At 37.1% G+C, this 16,950-nt stretch carries 18 protein-coding genes and 1 tRNA gene; 2 read left to right on the forward strand and 17 right to left on the reverse strand.

All coding sequences use genetic code 11. The features are described from left to right. Positions 1-2: 2 nt before the first annotated feature. The 3 genes from EKM69_RS03170 to EKM69_RS03180 form a co-directional block, all read right to left on the reverse strand. Positions 3-977, reverse strand: coding sequence for a serine hydrolase domain-containing protein (locus EKM69_RS03170; RefSeq protein WP_125708047.1), 975 nt, complete (start codon positions 975-977; stop codon positions 3-5). A 73-nt stretch (positions 978-1,050) separates the two neighbouring features. Continuing rightward, on the reverse strand, positions 1,051-2,931 hold the full coding sequence (locus tag EKM69_RS03175) for an ABC transporter ATP-binding protein (RefSeq protein ID WP_125708049.1): 1,881 nt from the start codon (positions 2,929-2,931) through the stop codon (positions 1,051-1,053). Beyond that, the gene (locus EKM69_RS03180; protein ID WP_125708051.1) at positions 2,924-4,654 is read right to left on the reverse strand and encodes an ABC transporter ATP-binding protein; all 1,731 of its coding nucleotides are present in this window, start codon (positions 4,652-4,654) and stop codon (positions 2,924-2,926) included. The genes EKM69_RS03175 and EKM69_RS03180 overlap by 8 nt, the downstream gene beginning before the upstream one ends. Positions 4,655-4,842: 188 nt before the next feature. On the opposite strand from EKM69_RS03180, the gene EKM69_RS03185 reads away from it, so the two are divergent. Continuing rightward, on the forward strand, positions 4,843-5,427 hold the full coding sequence (locus EKM69_RS03185; protein WP_225423822.1) for a CPBP family intramembrane glutamic endopeptidase: 585 nt from the start codon (positions 4,843-4,845) through the stop codon (positions 5,425-5,427). A gap of 275 nt (positions 5,428-5,702) precedes the next feature. Beyond that, positions 5,703-5,775 (forward strand) — tRNA-Glu (locus tag EKM69_RS03195). A gap of 386 nt (positions 5,776-6,161) precedes the next feature. Here EKM69_RS03195 and EKM69_RS03200 read toward each other — a convergent pair. The 14 genes from EKM69_RS03200 to EKM69_RS03265 form a co-directional block, all read right to left on the reverse strand. After that, complete coding sequence (locus tag EKM69_RS03200) at positions 6,162-6,500, reverse strand: phage head completion protein (protein ID WP_125708057.1); 339 nt, start codon at positions 6,498-6,500, stop codon at positions 6,162-6,164. After that, positions 6,484-6,774, reverse strand: coding sequence for a head-tail connector protein (locus EKM69_RS03205; RefSeq protein ID WP_125708059.1), 291 nt, complete (start codon positions 6,772-6,774; stop codon positions 6,484-6,486). The genes EKM69_RS03200 and EKM69_RS03205 overlap by 17 nt, the downstream gene beginning before the upstream one ends. A 488-nt stretch (positions 6,775-7,262) precedes the next feature. Continuing rightward, entirely contained in the window at positions 7,263-8,780 is a 1,518-nt protein-coding gene (locus EKM69_RS03210; protein WP_125708061.1) for a phage major capsid protein, read from the reverse strand. Then, entirely contained in the window at positions 8,770-9,966 is a 1,197-nt protein-coding gene (locus EKM69_RS03215; RefSeq protein WP_125708063.1) for a phage portal protein, read from the reverse strand. Before EKM69_RS03215 ends, EKM69_RS03210 begins: the two co-directional genes overlap by 11 nt. Before the next feature lie 241 nt (positions 9,967-10,207). Beyond that, the gene (locus EKM69_RS03220; RefSeq protein WP_125708065.1) at positions 10,208-11,926 is read right to left on the reverse strand and encodes a terminase large subunit; all 1,719 of its coding nucleotides are present in this window, start codon (positions 11,924-11,926) and stop codon (positions 10,208-10,210) included. After that, positions 11,923-12,384: a phage terminase small subunit P27 family gene (locus tag EKM69_RS03225; protein WP_125708067.1), complete on the reverse strand. Its 462-nt coding sequence runs from the start codon at positions 12,382-12,384 to the stop codon at positions 11,923-11,925. The genes EKM69_RS03220 and EKM69_RS03225 overlap by 4 nt, the downstream gene beginning before the upstream one ends. 134 nt (positions 12,385-12,518) lie before the next feature. Next, complete coding sequence (locus EKM69_RS03230; protein WP_125708069.1) at positions 12,519-12,866, reverse strand: HNH endonuclease; 348 nt, start codon at positions 12,864-12,866, stop codon at positions 12,519-12,521. Between the two features lie 3 nt (positions 12,867-12,869). Continuing rightward, on the reverse strand, positions 12,870-13,097 hold the full coding sequence (locus EKM69_RS03235; RefSeq protein ID WP_125708071.1) for a hypothetical protein: 228 nt from the start codon (positions 13,095-13,097) through the stop codon (positions 12,870-12,872). 17 nt (positions 13,098-13,114) lie between these two features. Next, positions 13,115-13,570 (reverse strand): hypothetical protein, encoded by a 456-nt coding sequence (locus EKM69_RS03240; protein ID WP_225423823.1) that lies wholly within the window; start codon positions 13,568-13,570, stop codon positions 13,115-13,117. A gap of 282 nt (positions 13,571-13,852) precedes the next feature. Next, the gene (locus EKM69_RS03245) at positions 13,853-15,256 is read right to left on the reverse strand and encodes a virulence-associated E family protein (RefSeq protein WP_125708073.1); all 1,404 of its coding nucleotides are present in this window, start codon (positions 15,254-15,256) and stop codon (positions 13,853-13,855) included. Beyond that, entirely contained in the window at positions 15,256-16,110 is an 855-nt protein-coding gene (locus tag EKM69_RS03250) for a bifunctional DNA primase/polymerase (protein WP_125708075.1), read from the reverse strand. Before EKM69_RS03250 ends, EKM69_RS03245 begins: the two co-directional genes overlap by 1 nt. Then, a complete protein-coding gene (locus EKM69_RS03255; RefSeq protein ID WP_125708077.1) occupies positions 16,070-16,330 on the reverse strand; it encodes a hypothetical protein in 261 nt (86 codons plus the stop codon). The genes EKM69_RS03250 and EKM69_RS03255 overlap by 41 nt, the downstream gene beginning before the upstream one ends. A gap of 154 nt (positions 16,331-16,484) precedes the next feature. Then, positions 16,485-16,706: a hypothetical protein gene (locus tag EKM69_RS03260; protein WP_125708079.1), complete on the reverse strand. Its 222-nt coding sequence runs from the start codon at positions 16,704-16,706 to the stop codon at positions 16,485-16,487. 58 nt (positions 16,707-16,764) lie between these two features. Then, positions 16,765-16,941 carry a helix-turn-helix domain-containing protein gene (locus EKM69_RS03265; RefSeq protein ID WP_125708081.1) on the reverse strand — a complete coding sequence of 59 codons (177 nt, stop codon included), beginning with the start codon at positions 16,939-16,941 and terminating at the stop codon, positions 16,765-16,767. Positions 16,942-16,950 lie beyond the last annotated feature (9 nt).

Genomic DNA, 16,950 nt, shown 5'->3' on the forward strand with positions numbered 1-16,950 from the left:
TTTTACAGTACATGATCTTCTTCTAAAAAGCTATCAAGGATCGTCTGACGTCGCTCAAGAAAAATCTGATTGTGTTCGATTGGATGAACTCGATTGGTCAAAACGACCATTGCCGTTTGATTTTGATAGTCTAAGGCGATGAAATGCCCTGTATAACCAGTATGAAACAAAACTTGGCCATTGGCATCCGGTTGGATATCCCAGCCTAAGGAGCGGCCCGGATTCAAATCGGTGTAGTTATGATAAAGAAATTGATATTTTGGTTGCAACATGATCTCCGCAAACTTCATCACATCTTCCAAGGTCGAAAACATCCCTGCTGAGCCACAATGTTCCTTTAATTGCCGAGCCTTAGGATCATTCGGGATTCCCGTTAAAAAGCTGCCATCGACTCGATAAGTGGGAACACAACGACTCTCAACTGGAGTAAAAGTCGTATCTTCTAACTCCCAAGGCTCAAGAATTTCATCGACGATAGCCGTTTGGACTGGTTTTTGATAAATCTTTTCAATGATCAATCCTAAAAAAATCAGTCCTGTATCTGTATATTTAACTACTTTGTTGAAATTCTCGGTGACTGGTAACTGCAGTAAAGCATCGATCAACTCTTGGGCATCCAATTTATCGCGGTCAGGAATGTAGCCATCGATGCCCGATGTATGTGTCAATAAATGGATCAACTGAACTCGATTGTCCTTAAACGCTGGTAAATACTGACTAACGGGATCGGTCAATTTGATTCGTTTATCATCGACTAATTTTAAAATCAATGGGACTGTCCCCATAATCTTGGTTAAAGATGCTAAATCGTGGAGTTCATCCCCCACCAAAGGTTCTCTTGTTGGCTGCCAAGATTTGTCTCCTAAAATATGAGTTTCACTTTTTCCATCTTTAATAAAACCAAAACTGACGCCAGGGACTACTTGCGAGTTTACTAGGTCTTCGATCTGAGCTTTTGTTTCAACAAAAATATTCACGATCACATTACCTCTCTATTTTTAGGCATTAAAAAAAGACATGCTTAACATGTCTTTAATTATAACAAATTTTCTACATAGCTACGTTTCCGGCGAACTGACTGTTGTAAAGATCAGCATAGAAGCCATCCTTAGCCATCAACTCGTCATGATTTCCGGTTTCAACAATGGAACCTTCATTCATCACGATGATCTTGTCGGCATCACGAATAGTCGAAAGACGGTGAGCAACTACGAAACTAGTCCGGTTCTTCAACAAACGTTGCATAGCATGTTGAATGTGGACTTCAGTTCTCGTATCGACCGATGAAGTAGCTTCATCGAGGATCAAGATCTCAGGATCAGCAACAAAAGCACGAGCAATCGTGATCAATTGACGTTGACCTTGAGAAATATTTGAAGCTTCCTCGTTCAAGACTGTATCGTAACCGTCAGGCAATTGACGGACGAAACTATCCACGTGAGCGGCTTTAGCAGCTGCAATGATCTCTTCATGCGAGGCGTCTTGATTACTATATTTCAAGTTATCGTAGATCGTACCTGTGAAGAGCCAAGTATCTTGCAAGACCATGGCATAATGACTTCTGACGTCATCACGAGTCATGTTTCGAATATCTCGACCATCGAGTTTGATAGAACCACCTTTAACTTCGTAAAAACGCTCTAATAAGTTGATAACGGTAGTCTTACCAGCACCAGTTGGTCCAACGATAGCAATCATTTCACCAGGCTTGACGTTCAAGTTGTAGTCTTGCATCAAGAGTGGCTTACCTTCATATCCGAAGTCCATGTGATCCAAAATAACTTTATCGTCTGTTTGGATATCTGGAATATCGACCGGATCATCGTTCATTTCTGGTTCGTCGATAACTTCAAAAATACGTTCGGCAGAAGCGACCGTTGCTTGGATCGTATTAGCTAAGTTAGCTAATTGCGTGATCGGTTGCGAAAATTGATTCATGTATTGAAGGAAAGCTTGAATATTACCTAAAGCAATTCCTCCGTTGGCAACTTGAATACCACCAAACATGGCGATCAAAACATAACCTAAGTTATTGATCAAAGTCATCAAAGGCATGATAATACCAGAGATCATTTGTGCTTTCCATGAAGCCTTATACAAAATTTCATTTTCTGCATCAAATTTTGCGATAGCATCTTTTTCATGATTGAAACTCTTAACAACCACGTGTCCAGCATAGTTTTCTTCAACTTGGTTGTTCAATAAACCAAGCGACTTTTGTTGCCGAGCAAAAAACTTTTGTGACGATGGTGCTACTAAACCTACGACGATCAAACTTAGCGGAATAGTTGCTAAGGCGATCAAAGTAAGCTTCCAACTAATACTGAACATCATCCATAAAACACCGACGAAAGTTACCGTACTAGTTACGACTTGGGTAATACTTTGTTGCAATGTACCAGCGATATTATCCATATCGTTGATGGCACGTGACATGATATCACCGTTTGAGTGTTGATCATAATAACTGATCGGCAAACGTCTCATCTTCGACTTCAAATCACGTCTAAGTTTATAAACAGTTCTTTGTGAGACCCGAGTCATCACGAATTGTTGAATGAAACTAAACAATGCTGAAGCCATATACATAAGAAATACTACAAAAATAATTCGTTTGATTGCTTCAAAGTCGATCGGAAATTGATCAACTTGGATCCCGGCTTTTTGCTGAGCAACACCGGTCATAAATCCTTTATAGATCTCGGTTGTAGCTTGTCCTAATACCTTTGGAGTCATTACTTGGAAGATCGATGCCAAAATAGCTAAGATCAAAACAATGATGATCCCCCAAATATAAGCAGACATGTACGACGCTAAGCGTCGAACAGTTTTCCAGAAGTGCTTGGCTTTTTCTGGTTTGGGACCAGCGTTACCGTGTGGACCTTTTGGTCCAACTGGTTTAGAAGATACAGTTTCTTTATCTTTAGCCATCATTGCCCTCCCTTATCTGAGACTCAATAATTTCTTGATAAGTCTTATTATTTTCTTTTAATTCATCGTGAGTTCCGAGTCCGACCATGTTTCCATCATCGATAACTAAAATCTCATCGGCATCAGCCACGGTAGAAATTCGTTGACCAACGATCACTACAACACTGTCTTTGATCTTCTCGTCAGCTTTTAAAGCAGTCCGTAAATTCAAATCAGTCTTGAAGTCTAACGCTGAGAACGAATCATCAAAGACGTAGATTGAAGCATCTTTGACTAAGGCTCTAGCGATGGCTAGTCTTTGCTTTTGACCACCGGAGAAGTTGTCTCCTCCTTGTTCAACCGGAGCATCCAATTGTTTTTCAAGGTCTTTAACAAAGCCGTCAGCTTGAGCAATTTCTAGTGCGTGCCAAATCTCATCATCTGTGGCATCGTCCTTACCATAAAGCATGTTGCTCCGGATAGTTCCTTTAAACAGCACGGCTTTTTGTGGGACCATGGAAACTTGACGATTGATATCTTCGGTATTTAAAGCTTTGACATCAGTTCCATTGATCATTACGGTACCTGTTTCGGAATCGTAAAATCTTGGGATCAAGTTGATCAAAGTAGTCTTACCTGAACCAGTACCACCGATAATCGCCAACGTTTGACCTTTGTCCATCTTGAAGTTGATATTCGTCAGTGCTAATTTCTCAGCACCTAAATATCTAAAGTTAACATCGTCAAACTCTAGTGAAGCTTCACCTTGTTTGATCTTGGCAGGTTTAGCAACTGTATCGATTTGACTTTCTTTAGCAAAAACTTCTTGAATACGTGCTGCAGAAGCTGAAGCACGAGGGATCAAGACGAAGATCAATGATAAGATCATAAAACTCATTAAAATTTGCATTGCATAAGTCATGAACGCAATTAAGTTACCAACTTGCATCGTTTGATTAGCAATGTAGTGGGCACCTAGCCATGTAATACCAATGTTAGTACCACTCATGATCAAAGTAACGAATGGGACCATCATTGCGACAATCGTATAAACTTTGATAGCATTGTTTGTGTAATCGTCGTTAGCATCTTTAAAACGATTTTGTTCAAAGGTATCTTGTCTGAAGGCACGAATTACTCGTACACCTGTCAAACCTTCACGGAAGATCAAGTTCAACCGATCAGTCTTTTTCTGCATAGCTTTGAACAGTGGAACGGCGAAGTACATTACTCCACCAACAACAATGATCAAGGCAGGTATCACAATCAAGAAAATCTTGGTCATTGGACCATTTTTTTGATAGGCCATAAAACTAGCCCCAATCAACATGATCGGTGCCATGATCATCATTCTAAGCATCATGACGATAACATTTTGAATTTGCATAACGTCATTAGTAGTTCTAGTTGTCAGCGATGAAGTATCGAAAGCATCGAACTCATCGTGTGAGAAATACAAAACTTTTCTAAATAAGTCTGAACGTAATCTTTGCCCTAAGCCTTGTGAAGCTTGAGAGGCTAGAAAAACATTCCCAACAGAAGCTAGCACAGTCAGTACGGAAACAAAAATCATCTTCATACCGGCATTGATAATGTAACCAGTTTCTCCTTTGGCAATACCGTTATTAACGATATCTGAAGTAATGTTGGGCAAATATAATGAGGCAATAACTTGGACGATCATAAATAAGATCGAACCAGCAACTTGCCAAATGTTTAATCGTCCTCGAACTATCTTAAACATTCATTCACTCCCTTTTTCTTTGACTAAACAGTCATTCTAGTATTAAATCACTAAATGCGATAAAATTCTATAAATAGAACTAATAAGGTGGTCTTGCATTGACTAATAAAAATAATGAACCGCAAATATTTAAAAGTCTATTTCATATTATAGCCTTTATTCTGCTATTTATAGTGGAACAAATTCCATTGAGTATTTTAGCACTCCCTAAAGCTAGTTTAGGAAGTAGTTATCAATCCTATATCAAAATAGCTCCGATCATTTCTTTAATATTGATGCTGATTGTCGGTGTGATATTGTACTTCACTTATAAGAAGTCAAAACAATTCACGACCCAGCCATTTAATATCAAAACTTGGATCACGATCGGTGCTGGTATCGTCGTAGCTCTGATCGTCAACTACGGATTGATCCCATTCATGCGGGAACAAAATACTAATGTCGATACACTCAATATGATCGGCCAAAACAGCCAACTAATCTTGATCTTTTCAGTTTTAGTCACTGCACCGATTTTTGAAGAATTACTCTTTCGTGGCTTGATCATGAACTGGTTCTTTGTCAAACGACCAATGATCTCCATCTTAATTTCTGGAGTAGTCTTCGGATTCGCTCACGCACCGATCAGTAGCGACACTGATTGGATCTATGCCCTTTCTAAAATCTTATTAGGGCTAGTATTAGCCGTCGTTTACTACAAAACGAAAAATATCAAAGCAAGTATGACTGTTCACTTTTTAAACAATTTCTTATCAATAGCACTGGCGATGTAAAATGAATAAACAACAAAAGAAACTAGATCAAACATTTCAAAACACTATTCGCAGCATTTTGATGTATGCCATTTTAAGTTTAGTATTACTAGCAACTGGTGCAATTTTGCATTGGCAACTTTTTGAATACGTGGCCATTGCATCTGCCATAGTTGCACTAATTTACGTAATTTATTTAGTGTATTTGATTATTCTTAAATTCAGGTTAAAAAAATAAAAAAAACCATATTGACACTACAACACATTTCACGGTATAGTTATTTGTGTTGTTTGATTGCCCGTTGGTCAAATGGTTTAAGACGCCACCCTCTCAAGGTGGAGTTATGGGTTCGATTCCCATACGGGCGATAATTGAGTTTTACAGGTTGTCATGGGTCGTCAAAACCCTTGATAAATCAACGTTTTATAAATTGAGTTCTTCACTGGTCATCACTTATTTACAATAAAGCGGAGCCACGACGGAGCCACGAAAAAAACATTTAAGTTTGTACGGCGCTAAGACATCGATAAACGGTGTCTTTTTTTATGTACAAAAAAACTCGACGCTTTTTACGCCGAGCCGAGAATTAAGAACGTTTATGACACATTCGATGAAAAATGTTCATTGCAAAATTAGATATCCTATCGTGACCCCAGAAGAAAACCACATATACATAAATACATATAGACGGACAAGATACCACAATTCTTATAAATTTGGTAGATAATTACTTATCTACCATACCTATATTATATCATGATTTAAGGCTACAAACCACGGTATCATACTGTTTATAGCTATTATCTTTCAAAATATTTTCGATGGTATATTTGTCATTTTTCCAATAAATACCCATTGAAGTATCTATTTTTTTTGGCTGATCATGTCGGATAACGAACGATGTTTTACCACTCATCATATTTCCTGCATCTATTTTATAGTCTTTCAGTAGATCGCTTAAAACTTTAGTCCAAGTTGTGAACAAAATTCTTTCACTGTCTACCATCACACCATCATCAGTAATGTATGGTTCCTCACTATAAAACTTAATGACTTCATTTAATTCGCTTGGATCGCTAACCAGCTGTTTCATCTGTCACGCGCCCCCTTAATTGCTGAATCATAGCTAAAACTTCAGTAGGGATTTGTTTATCAGTATCAACATTTCTAGTATTGTACCAATACTGTGCTAGTAAACTAATAGCAAAATCGAATTGTTTATACTTACTATAAACGTCTGCTGACACGTTGTTATTGACCGCGTTCACTACATAATCCCGTGCAGTGTCTATATAATTCTGTAAAAGTGTGTCATCTAGCCCGTGCGTTACGCGCAAACTGTTTTTTACATCTTGTAAATTTACCATTTAATTGCTTCCTTTCTGATGCTGGGCTGTTATTTTAACAGTCTAGTTTTTTATGAAGAGTTGCCATCTAATAATATTCGCAGCTCGATATTGAGCCACCACATGACTAGTATGCCTATAATTGCGCAACCTCACGTTTTATAATACGTGTCGCCAAAACTGGCTACACCTCCCCAAAATTGGGGATAACTTTCTTACTCTTATATATCTATCGCCCTAACTCAAGGTGGTGGTTTAATTTATTACCTAAACATGTAACTTATACCTAGCCCAATTTTCAGCTACCCTCCCGTTAATTGATACAAACTCGCACGCCAAAAACGGATAACCACAGTCATATTTTCCTGTACTCTTAACAGGCGTACACCACATAGGCGAAAAACTACGCTTATTTTTTTCACGGTCGGATTTTCGACGGTGAAAGATCATTCAGGCAATATCTATATGAATAAAAAAGGCATCGGTAATATACCGATACCCATTTAAATCTAGGCTGTCTTTTCAACGGTTGCAGGGGTTACTTCAACATATCTTGCTGAATCATCATCGATTTTTTCATAATCGTTTCTGATGATTACCGATAAGCCTTGTGAGTAGCTATCGAATTGATCCCATTGAACTTGTACTTGATTTCTACGAGCAATAAACACTGATTGAGCAATGTCACCAATTACCATTGGCAATGCTCCAGTTTTTGAGTTAGGAAGTAACTTATCACTAATTACAATTACATCTGATCCGAATAATTGTTTGCCACTCTCTGCTGTGATACTTGGTTGTAAAATATATCTTCCATCTGAATCTTTTAAAGTATCAAGCCAGTTGAAACCTGTTTGATTAGTTACCACACTCTTATCAAGTGCTGGGTCTAGATCAACGTTATAAACTTTCTTCAAGTCATCAACACTCGATGCAGTAACCTTGGTAAAGCCTGTGAGTAATGAAACGATATTTTGGTTATCAGTATTGTCTACCAGTTTTTGTAACTGTGCTTTAACTTCTTGAACAATATTAACTTCTGAATCCTCCACAAGTTCATTAGACAAGTATACTTTTCCTGCACGTGTCACTACTTTATAATCAACACCCTTAAACATTTCGGCATCTACATCAGCAATTTCCGCAAGTTCTGCCTTTGTTGCTAGAGTTGCAGTTTGATTTGTTGCCACTGGATAAGTACCCACTGCAGTACCAACATTCTTAACTGTAGCATATTGAGCCAAGTTATATTTACTTTGTTTTAGATCAAAAACGTCATTAATTACTTCTGTAGGAACAACAACCTTTGCTGATTCGGTAGTTAATCCATCACGTTGTTCCCCTTGTGATCTAATGTAGTTTTCAAAACTTCTAGTTTCTGAATTTGTGTTATCAATAATTGTTTTTTCCATTTTTTTATTATCTTCTTCCTTATTAAATGATCTCAAAAAATCTTCATATGAACGCTTATCAACTTGAACATTAGCATCATCATATGCAGGGATAGCCACAACACTAACATCAAACAATGACTTAACTTGTTTGATTGTCCGTACTACTTTCCCATCATCGTTTTTACTAAAAGTATCGCCGTCTTTAGCCACTGCAAAACTAAAACTCATGCTTGAAACATTGCCATCTTTAACGTTTTCATATGTATCTGATGCCGTTGTTGTTTCTGGTAGTTTTGCTTGGAAATGTAACCCTTTGTCGTCAACATTGAGTTTTAAAGTACCAGATTTAGTACTTGCTAAAACTTGGCTTAAATCATGATTGTTAACCATATACACATCTGATAGATCAACACCGTCAAGTGCGCCCTTATCAATAACTTCTGTAAATCCCCCTAGATCCTTGCTAGGTGTTCCGAATACAATGGCATACCCACTCAAAGACTTGCCTTCTTTGGTTGTGTTATTATCATCATTAGCGCTTGAATCAGTGCTATTTTTTCCATCTTCTTTGGTAGGTTGAGCGGATAAATTGGCATCTGTATTCAAGCGTTTTTCTTTTTCATCATTGTTCATTTATATTAGTTTCTCCTTTACCGTCTTTATTATTTTGGTAATTATCCATATTATCCAAGTGAACATAATTCAAGCTGACAAGCAATTGATCGCCACCATCGAGCGGTGATAAATTCATTTTTCGTCTTGCCTCATTGATTGTAATAAGTCCGCCTTGAACTGCTTGTATTGCATTCTTTGTTGCCGTTTGAGGATCAACACTAAATAAACTATCTGTATTGAACCTGAAACTTTGCTTGTCAGTGTTGCTTAACAACTTAAAATCAAGCTCTGCACTAAACACATTGAAGTAATGGCTTAACGTTCCATTGATGTAATTCAAATTCGTCTGGCTTACACTAGAATGATTTTCTTCTACTCCCAGTTGATAAGTAGATAACCCGAATACTTTCGCAATCTGCTTACTACTCCAATCATTGGAATTTACCAATTTTAATACGTCCGCATTAATTTCTAACGGTGTGTAATCCATAGAACTATCCATCACGATTGTTCTGGAACTGTTTTGCGATCCAGCGTTTACCTTTTCAAACTCATCTCTAATATGATTCTTTGCATCAGCATCTAAATCTGATTTATTGACCTTTAAAACACCGTTGGAACTAATTCCGTTCTTATAAAATCCCATCAGCATTTTATTCCCAGTCTTTTGTAAATTTAGCTCATCGCGCAAGCTCATTAGAGGACTGACACCAGTCACACCATCTTGACTAAAATATTTAAAGTGCAAAATGTGGCTAGGTTTGACCCGCCTTGTTTGATTTTTGGAGTTAGAAATTTCATAAATCAATGCACCACTATCTTCATCTTGTTTTACAGTCATACTGGAATTTTTAACAAACTTGATTTCTCTCGGATTATCGACATCATCAATTTCAGCATAAGCATTGCCATTTAATAGAAGGTTAGCCATGAGGGCAAATTTCAGATGAAACCCATCTATTAGATCATTCGGTTTTTTGTTTAACAAATTAAAATACTTATCCTTAACTGCTAATGTCTCACCGCGTAACAGTTGGATTGGACTACTTGCCACATCACTAGCCAGTATTCTAATTGCACTGAAAACATCACTGTTATTGATAGCATTAGCGCCATAGTACACGCTTGAATCATCAGTCTGCATACTTACAACCGCATCTAAAAATGCATCACTTGGATCTTTCTTTACTGGTTTAAAAAACATTTATTTTCTCACCTTCTTTCTATTGAGGTTGTACCACTCACCCGAAACGGGGTACTGGTTTTGTCCTGTGTTGGTGATCTAGGACTTCCCATATTTCTAGCTCCCTTTATCAATTATCACGGCGTTTATAATCGTACATATTGCAAGTGACATCAGCGCCCATTTAAAGCCAAACAACAAAAATATCGATAGAATTAACAACACCATTCCGATACATAGCAAAAATGTGGGAAGGTAATTTTTAAAAACTAAAATCATCTGATTTATAAAAGTCATTGTTTGCCCGTCTCCCTTCAATTTCTTTAAAATACGTTCTCCCAATTGTCCATGCATCTAAGAGTGCTGCTAACGGATCAATACGGGTTTCATATTTTGTTTTATCAAGTAAGACATTGTTTAATGAATCATATCTAAGTACAGCATTGTTAATGGAATACTCTAAAAGTTGGTTATTGGTGTGAACAACTTTCTTGTTATAGATTGCCTCTTGTAACTCACGGATAGGAACTGACAAAGTTTGAGCGCCTTGCCGTACTTCTATCATTGGATAACCCTGCTTTTCAAAATCAGTCAGTAAAGTGTTCATATTCCAAGGATCGTAACAGATTGCCTGTAATTCTAACTTGTTGCTTTCTATCAAGGTATTTACAAAATCATAAATTTTTGAATAATCTATCACACCACTATCAAGGGTTGTAATGTCACACTCGTTTCTATCTTGTAGTTTTGTATAGCTGATATTATCGCGCCGTTCCTTGCGGTCAAGCCCTCCCTTGGTACCAACAAAGCTAAAACTATCTATAAAGAATTCCCCATCGTTTAAAGGAATCAACCAACTAACACTGGATAAATCACCAGTTTTAGATAAATCTATGCCAATATATACGGGCTTTCCTTTAATATTCGGCGTGACATGTATCTGTGTCTTCTTCCAGTCTTCAATGGTCAAAAATTGGTTAGTCTTGGCATTTTGCCATGTATTGAAATTCTTAACCAATACGCTCGCAATATTTTCCTGCTTAATGGCTAGTTGTAAATCATCACGGATCGTACTTGTCATGGTTTTTCTAACACTTTCAACTTCAAACAATGGGTTCGCCTTAATCCATATTTCTGGGTGATCTAGTAAAGTTTCTGTGTCCTCTGGGTCAATCTCCCATATAGCTATAAAGTAGCGGTCTGCATGTTCTTTGCCTTCAAGAACTTTACTTACAAATTGATACTCGGAATACATAGGCACGTTGGTATCATCACCACTGGTACTAATAATTACTAATGTAGCGTTTTCGTTTTTTATCATTCCTGTTTTTAACGCTTCTAAAACTTTGGTTGTCTTGGATAAGTGGTATTCATCACAAATCGCTAACTGGGCACCGTAGCCATCGAGTGTGGTGGTGTCACTTGATAAAGCCATTGCAAAACTATTGCTATCCTTATCAGTAATCTGCATCTTTCCAATTTTTAAACGTTGCCTTATATATGGTGATGCTTTTACCACTTGTCTTAACTCACTAGCCATCATGTCATAAGCCAATCTAGCTTGTTTATAGGCGTTTGCAGTAAACAGCACCTGTCTACCCTGCTGTGGTTCATCTTCCATTAGAAGTGCTATTATCCCCATTGTCGAGGCTAGATAAGTTTTACTATTCTTTCGCGCCATACTAATGAAAGCGCGATCGAATCGTTTATTACCAGTTCCAGTTTCCCGCCAAGAATATAGTTGTGATAGGATCCATTTTTGAAATTGTGCGAGATGCAACTTTTTTCCGTCCGTTGTTGGTAGCAACTCAACAAATGCAATAATTTTCTTCTCTATTTTATCGTCAAAATAATATGGGAAGTCTTTTGTATTTTGTCTGGCTAAATCGCTTTTGAATCTATTGCAGGCTTGTTTGATTTTCTTACCTGCAATGATTTCACCAGTTAAAACTGCATCAGTGTATTGTTCTGCATAACTCATGCAAGTAACTCCTTAAATTTATCATCTGGGGTCGTGTTTTTGGCTTTGCTGTATTCCAATTTCACACGGCTCTCAATCGTTAACCCCAAACTAGTAGCAAAACCCTTTAGATCCCTTTGCGCTTGCTGTTGAGTAATAAGAAAATTTGTCTTTTTCCCATCGTCTGTAAAGGCTCCAGCCTTATTGATTTCTTTTTGACAATCAATAATTAATGCACTGGTATTGCAGTAGCTTATCAGCGTGTTGCGATCTAGTTCACTGATTGCACTATCCTTTTTTAACAATGGAACAAGGCGATTCCATTCACTTCGTGCTGTTCCCTTTAGCCAAGTTGGGGGCGTGCTGTTCAATTGCTCATATGTAAATAATTGTTTCTCTGCTTGTTTCTTTTCGGCTTGCGTTTCCTTTGTAGAATCGCCTGTATAGCCTGTCAGTTTTGGTTTTCCGCCTGATGCCATCAAATCATTCCTTTCTGCTTTAAAAAGCTCTTAAAACGGTGTTGGAGCCTATTTTTTATTTAAATATTTACGTTTAAAAAAGTTGTGTGCGTTCATCTTCGTTTAAAAATGTGAGGGGGATAAATATTGAAGGGCTAGTGATACTGCTCATATCTTGTTTTAAGGTTGTGGTGGTAGTGGCATAGGGGTTGCCAGTTATTCCAATCCAATCTTTTTTGCCAATTTTCTTTTAATGGAACAATATGATCTACCACATCAGCCTTCTTAACGATTCCATCATTCAAACATTTAATACAAAGATTGTTTTTTAATAAAAATTGTTTCGATTCGTTAATCCATTCCTTAGAGTGATAGAACCTGATGTACCTACCCTCGTATGACTTTCTCCAATTGTATTGACTTTTATGCTTGTCACAATACGTTTTATCAAAGTCAATCAATGTATTACAACCAACGTGTGAACATAGCTTTTTAGGTTTCATAAGTCATTCATCACCATTATCCATATCGATAAAATGGGTTTGAGTTGGGAAGTGTAGAATTTCATAATTACTTGAATGGATAGTTTTATATACTTTCTCCCCATCGTCACAAGTTCGATGGTAAACATTTATATTCCCATCGTTATCCATTAGGTAGCGTTGACCTTGAGAATCGTCAATGAATTCTTTTCGAATATCCTTACCATCAAAATATTTTATAATTGATGTCATTTTTTTACTCCTTTGCATTATTCTGTTTTCACACTGTTAGCAACCCCGATGGGGTTATTAGCTTGGATAGCAATAATGTGGGACTTTGTTTTATACAGATTGGTAACACTTCTTTGTGATACATTGAAGTTCCAGTTTTGTTTAGAAACATCTGCAACTCTAAATTTAGCTATGATCATTGCGCCTTTCATGCAACCATTTGTAATATAAAAACCACAAGTTGAATCACCAAAAAGATGTTTCAAACTATATGAACTTTCTCGATTGTTGATTCCCTGACTTGGTGCAAGTGTGTTGAGTACCCAACTTATCAACTGGGTCTGCTGAAATGGTGATAGGTCTAAGAATCTAGTGGGATCATCGTAACCATCGGAATCTAATACCCAGATAGTGGGGGGTAATTTATTCTTAACCAAGTGGTGTCGTTGTTTTATCCACCTGTATAGTCGGGTGTAATTATCTTGTAGTTCCATTTATTTATTCCTTTCATTTAATTGAGACATGATATAGTAGCATGTCTCACACATGTATCATCTCTGTAACCCTTGTGCCACTTGGTATAGGGACTATTATCATTCAACGTGAGACGTGAGACATGTATGTTTTAAAACTTCAAATAAAGCACTGTTACACACTTAGTAATACTTTTTTTAATACTTTGGTATTTACATGTCTCATGTCTCATTATTCTTGTAAGCCTTGATACTATTGGGATAAGGGGTGATACATATCATGTCTCTATCATGTCTCATGTCTCATCTTCGTTTATATCCACGTCCGCGTTTGTTCTTGCTAATTCTTACGTTGTGACTTCTTTGCCAGGTATCTTGTAAGCTATTCATAACATCAGAAATCTGTTTACCAACATTTCCACGTGATGCAGAAATCAGCTGATCGTTACTAATATGAAAAGCAACTTGTAGAATTTCATTGGTGGTTACCTGGTCAATGAGTGTAGTTTCCTTAACTGGCTTTTTGTCCATGTCAACACAAGTACGATCGTTCATATAATCGTTAAAATAATAACGTTTGTTTTCAGTAGGATATTCATTCCAATTGGTTGGTACTGGCATATCAAGATAAGATAATATTTGTTCCTCGCTAGGATCTTGAACCATAGCATCTTTTTGATATTTCTCTGCAATCTTCTGTAAGGAATCTGTTATAAAGATTTGTCCACCATTGTTATATAAAACTTTGGCTTCTGCCAAGACTTGCAGAATATCAGCATCATCTATATTGAACGGATCTTTCTTCTTTTCTTGAACATTACATTCAATAGGAAAAAAACGTCTGTTTCCTGTCTTATCCTTCAAGAATTCTGGTGGATTTGAAGTACCAATAAAAGCAATCTTACGTGGGTGATCTGTCGTGTAGCGTCCGTACGACGGTCTGTAATTGTCAAACTGTGCTGATATAAAAGACTTGACGTGATCTACATCAGTTCTACGCATGGCTGACAATTCACCAATTTCTACAATCCATTTACCTTTTAGTTGCTGGAAGTCGTCCTTAGTTTTACCCATGGACTCTAGCTCATCTAAAAAGTAATCACGGTATATAGAACCTACTAGGGTACTTTTACCAATACCTTGACCGCCAAATAAGATAGGAACAATTTCAAACTTCACACCAGGGTTATAAACTCTAGCGACTGCACCTGTTAACCAACGTTTACATATCTCACGTGTATATTCGGTATCTTCTGTACCTAAGTAGTCTATGAAAAAAGTTTCAACTCGCTTCACACCGTCCCATGTGACGGATTCAATACGTTGCTTGACGGGGTTAAAAGAGTGATCCATAGCAAACTTTACAATTGCATCACTGATAGCATCTTTAGTAGGAACGTAATTGTAATTATCCTCAATAAACAGCTTGAGTTTAGAATCATCACTATCTAGCCAGTCACCTGGTTTAGTATCAAGTGAGTAGTTAGGCTTCAATTTTTGAAGCTGTTCTGAAAACTCGTTGTATTGAAGTAGGTCTTTCAATCTGGCATCATTTTGAAGTATTAAGAATACATTTTTGCTTGAACTAGATCGCATCGTACCTTTATCAGTTTTAAGGAATTGTTCCTTCCATAGATCAATAACGTTATCCGCATTAGTTTGCACTTGTGACAGTTCTTTAATTTTGTTTTTAAGTCCTTCTTCCATTAATTCACCTTCAATCTACGCAACTCCCTTGAAACAACCGAACTGTAAACAGTGTCCAGCTCTTTCTGTGGTAAAGGTGGGGATATAAAATTTTGATTAATAACCGACAATAATTCATAAACATTACTAGCACTGGTACCAACTGCTAGCATTGAACCTGCAATACTTGTAATGAAATTGTTGCGTTGTCCCTTGGTGGCTCCTTTAACAATCTTGTCTAGTAATCTACCTGTGTACTTCTTAAATCGTGGCGTACCAGAACTAACATTATTAGCTGGCTTATCCTGGACAAACTCTAGTAACCAGGTGGGAGCTTGTTTTATATCATCAAAAGTCCCGCTTCCATTAGTGTAGCTAACTCCGTCAATACTGCTTGGAGCTATTAAGACGTTGCTTGTCATTAGATCAATACCAGAACCATCAAAAAAGGCATTGACGTTGTTTGTTAAGTCTAAATTTGCAGGCACTTTAAAAAACCAGTGAGTTCCGTTCCTTGGAGTTTTTTCAACTAGAGTATCGTTAGGAAGTGCCCCATATTTTTCCACAATAGTGGCAAGACTGTGAAGCCCATTGCCATTTCCGTGCATATCCACATCAACAACGATCAAACCCGATTTTTTTAAATTTACACCGATATTATTGTTAGTCCCATCGAACCATTCGCGCGCCATCGATTCATCATTTACTGCATCATTAAAACCATGGCTGTTTTTCAATCCGCCTTTACCGTCAGGAATAGCAGGATAATAATAGATTTTTCTTTTAGCAAGTTCTAATGCCGTTTCGTACGTATTCAAAATCTCACTTCCTTTATTAGACGTTTTCTTCTTTCTTGCTGTTTTTAAGTTCTTCATTTACCATGTCGTATATCCGCCCATGTGTATCTGTCAATTTGTCCTCAATTACGTTGGTAAGTGTCACTAGTTGAGGGGCTACTATCCTGATTTCTTCAGCTAATAAAATGGCTGGTTCTTGTTTATTTTCATAAGAGATCCTTTCGCCATCGATTCGCTGAATACTGTCAGATAATAGTCGTACTAAATTGATAATGTCGTACACTTCAATTCCAGACATCTCTACATCATTTACATCAAAACTTTTTATCATAATTGAAAATCTCCCTTAAATAATTTATAATTAAGGCAAGAAAATATTTGCTATCTCTAGGAATTACTAACTTTGGTCGGTCTGGTAACTCCTATTTTTTTTTGCCTTTTTTTGTAATTCATTACTGTAATAAAATAGCATTACTGATAGCTTTAGCATCTTGAGCAATTTCATCTGCTAATACGATAGCTGGTACAACTACTTTCTTTTCACCATCGTTCACTGTGATCGTGCTATTTCCTTTTAAAGCGTCTAGGTTTGTTTCAATGTTGCGAATGTGTGCTTGGATATTTTCATCTTGTGCTTCAAGGAAATTCATTTCTTCTTCGTCACTTTCAAACATAATTATTTCTCCCTTATTAGTTAGTAAACTTATAACTGTGCGCCGTGCAAAGCTACTGTTATATTTTTTTAGATTCTAAGAACTTATCACAATCTACTTGATCTATTCTTTTAACACCACCAACAATTGAAACTTTAAGACCCTGGTCAATGTATTTGTACAATGTGTTGTAACTTCCAATATTCAAATACTTTAAGGCTTGACCAAGTTTCATATATCTTGGTAAATCAGTCATAATTTTTCA

The organism is Companilactobacillus zhongbaensis (assembly GCF_003946515.1).
Lineage (GTDB): Bacteria > Bacillota > Bacilli > Lactobacillales > Lactobacillaceae > Companilactobacillus > Companilactobacillus zhongbaensis.

Coding starts and splice junctions, on each gene's coding strand:
- EKM69_RS03175 (WP_125708049.1), bottom strand. CDS start 2,931: ATGGCTAAAGATAAAGAAACTGTATCTTCTAAACCAGTTGGACCAAAA.
- EKM69_RS03180 (WP_125708051.1), bottom strand. CDS start 4,654: ATGTTTAAGATAGTTCGAGGACGATTAAACATTTGGCAAGTTGCTGGT.
- EKM69_RS03200 (WP_125708057.1), bottom strand. CDS start 6,500: ATGAAACAGCTGGTTAGCGATCCAAGCGAATTAAATGAAGTCATTAAG.
- EKM69_RS03205 (WP_125708059.1), bottom strand. CDS start 6,774: ATGGTAAATTTACAAGATGTAAAAAACAGTTTGCGCGTAACGCACGGG.
- EKM69_RS03210 (WP_125708061.1), bottom strand. CDS start 8,780: ATGAACAATGATGAAAAAGAAAAACGCTTGAATACAGATGCCAATTTA.
- EKM69_RS03215 (WP_125708063.1), bottom strand. CDS start 9,966: ATGTTTTTTAAACCAGTAAAGAAAGATCCAAGTGATGCATTTTTAGAT.
- EKM69_RS03220 (WP_125708065.1), bottom strand. CDS start 11,926: ATGAGTTATGCAGAACAATACACTGATGCAGTTTTAACTGGTGAAATC.
- EKM69_RS03225 (WP_125708067.1), bottom strand. CDS start 12,384: ATGGCATCAGGCGGAAAACCAAAACTGACAGGCTATACAGGCGATTCT.
- EKM69_RS03230 (WP_125708069.1), bottom strand. CDS start 12,866: ATGAAACCTAAAAAGCTATGTTCACACGTTGGTTGTAATACATTGATT.
- EKM69_RS03235 (WP_125708071.1), bottom strand. CDS start 13,097: ATGACATCAATTATAAAATATTTTGATGGTAAGGATATTCGAAAAGAA.
- EKM69_RS03240 (WP_225423823.1), bottom strand. CDS start 13,570: ATGGAACTACAAGATAATTACACCCGACTATACAGGTGGATAAAACAA.
- EKM69_RS03245 (WP_125708073.1), bottom strand. CDS start 15,256: ATGGAAGAAGGACTTAAAAACAAAATTAAAGAACTGTCACAAGTGCAA.
- EKM69_RS03250 (WP_125708075.1), bottom strand. CDS start 16,110: ATGAAGAACTTAAAAACAGCAAGAAAGAAGAAAACGTCTAATAAAGGA.
- EKM69_RS03255 (WP_125708077.1), bottom strand. CDS start 16,330: ATGTCTGGAATTGAAGTGTACGACATTATCAATTTAGTACGACTATTA.
- EKM69_RS03260 (WP_125708079.1), bottom strand. CDS start 16,706: ATGTTTGAAAGTGACGAAGAAGAAATGAATTTCCTTGAAGCACAAGAT.
- EKM69_RS03265 (WP_125708081.1), bottom strand. CDS start 16,941: ATGACTGATTTACCAAGATATATGAAACTTGGTCAAGCCTTAAAGTAT.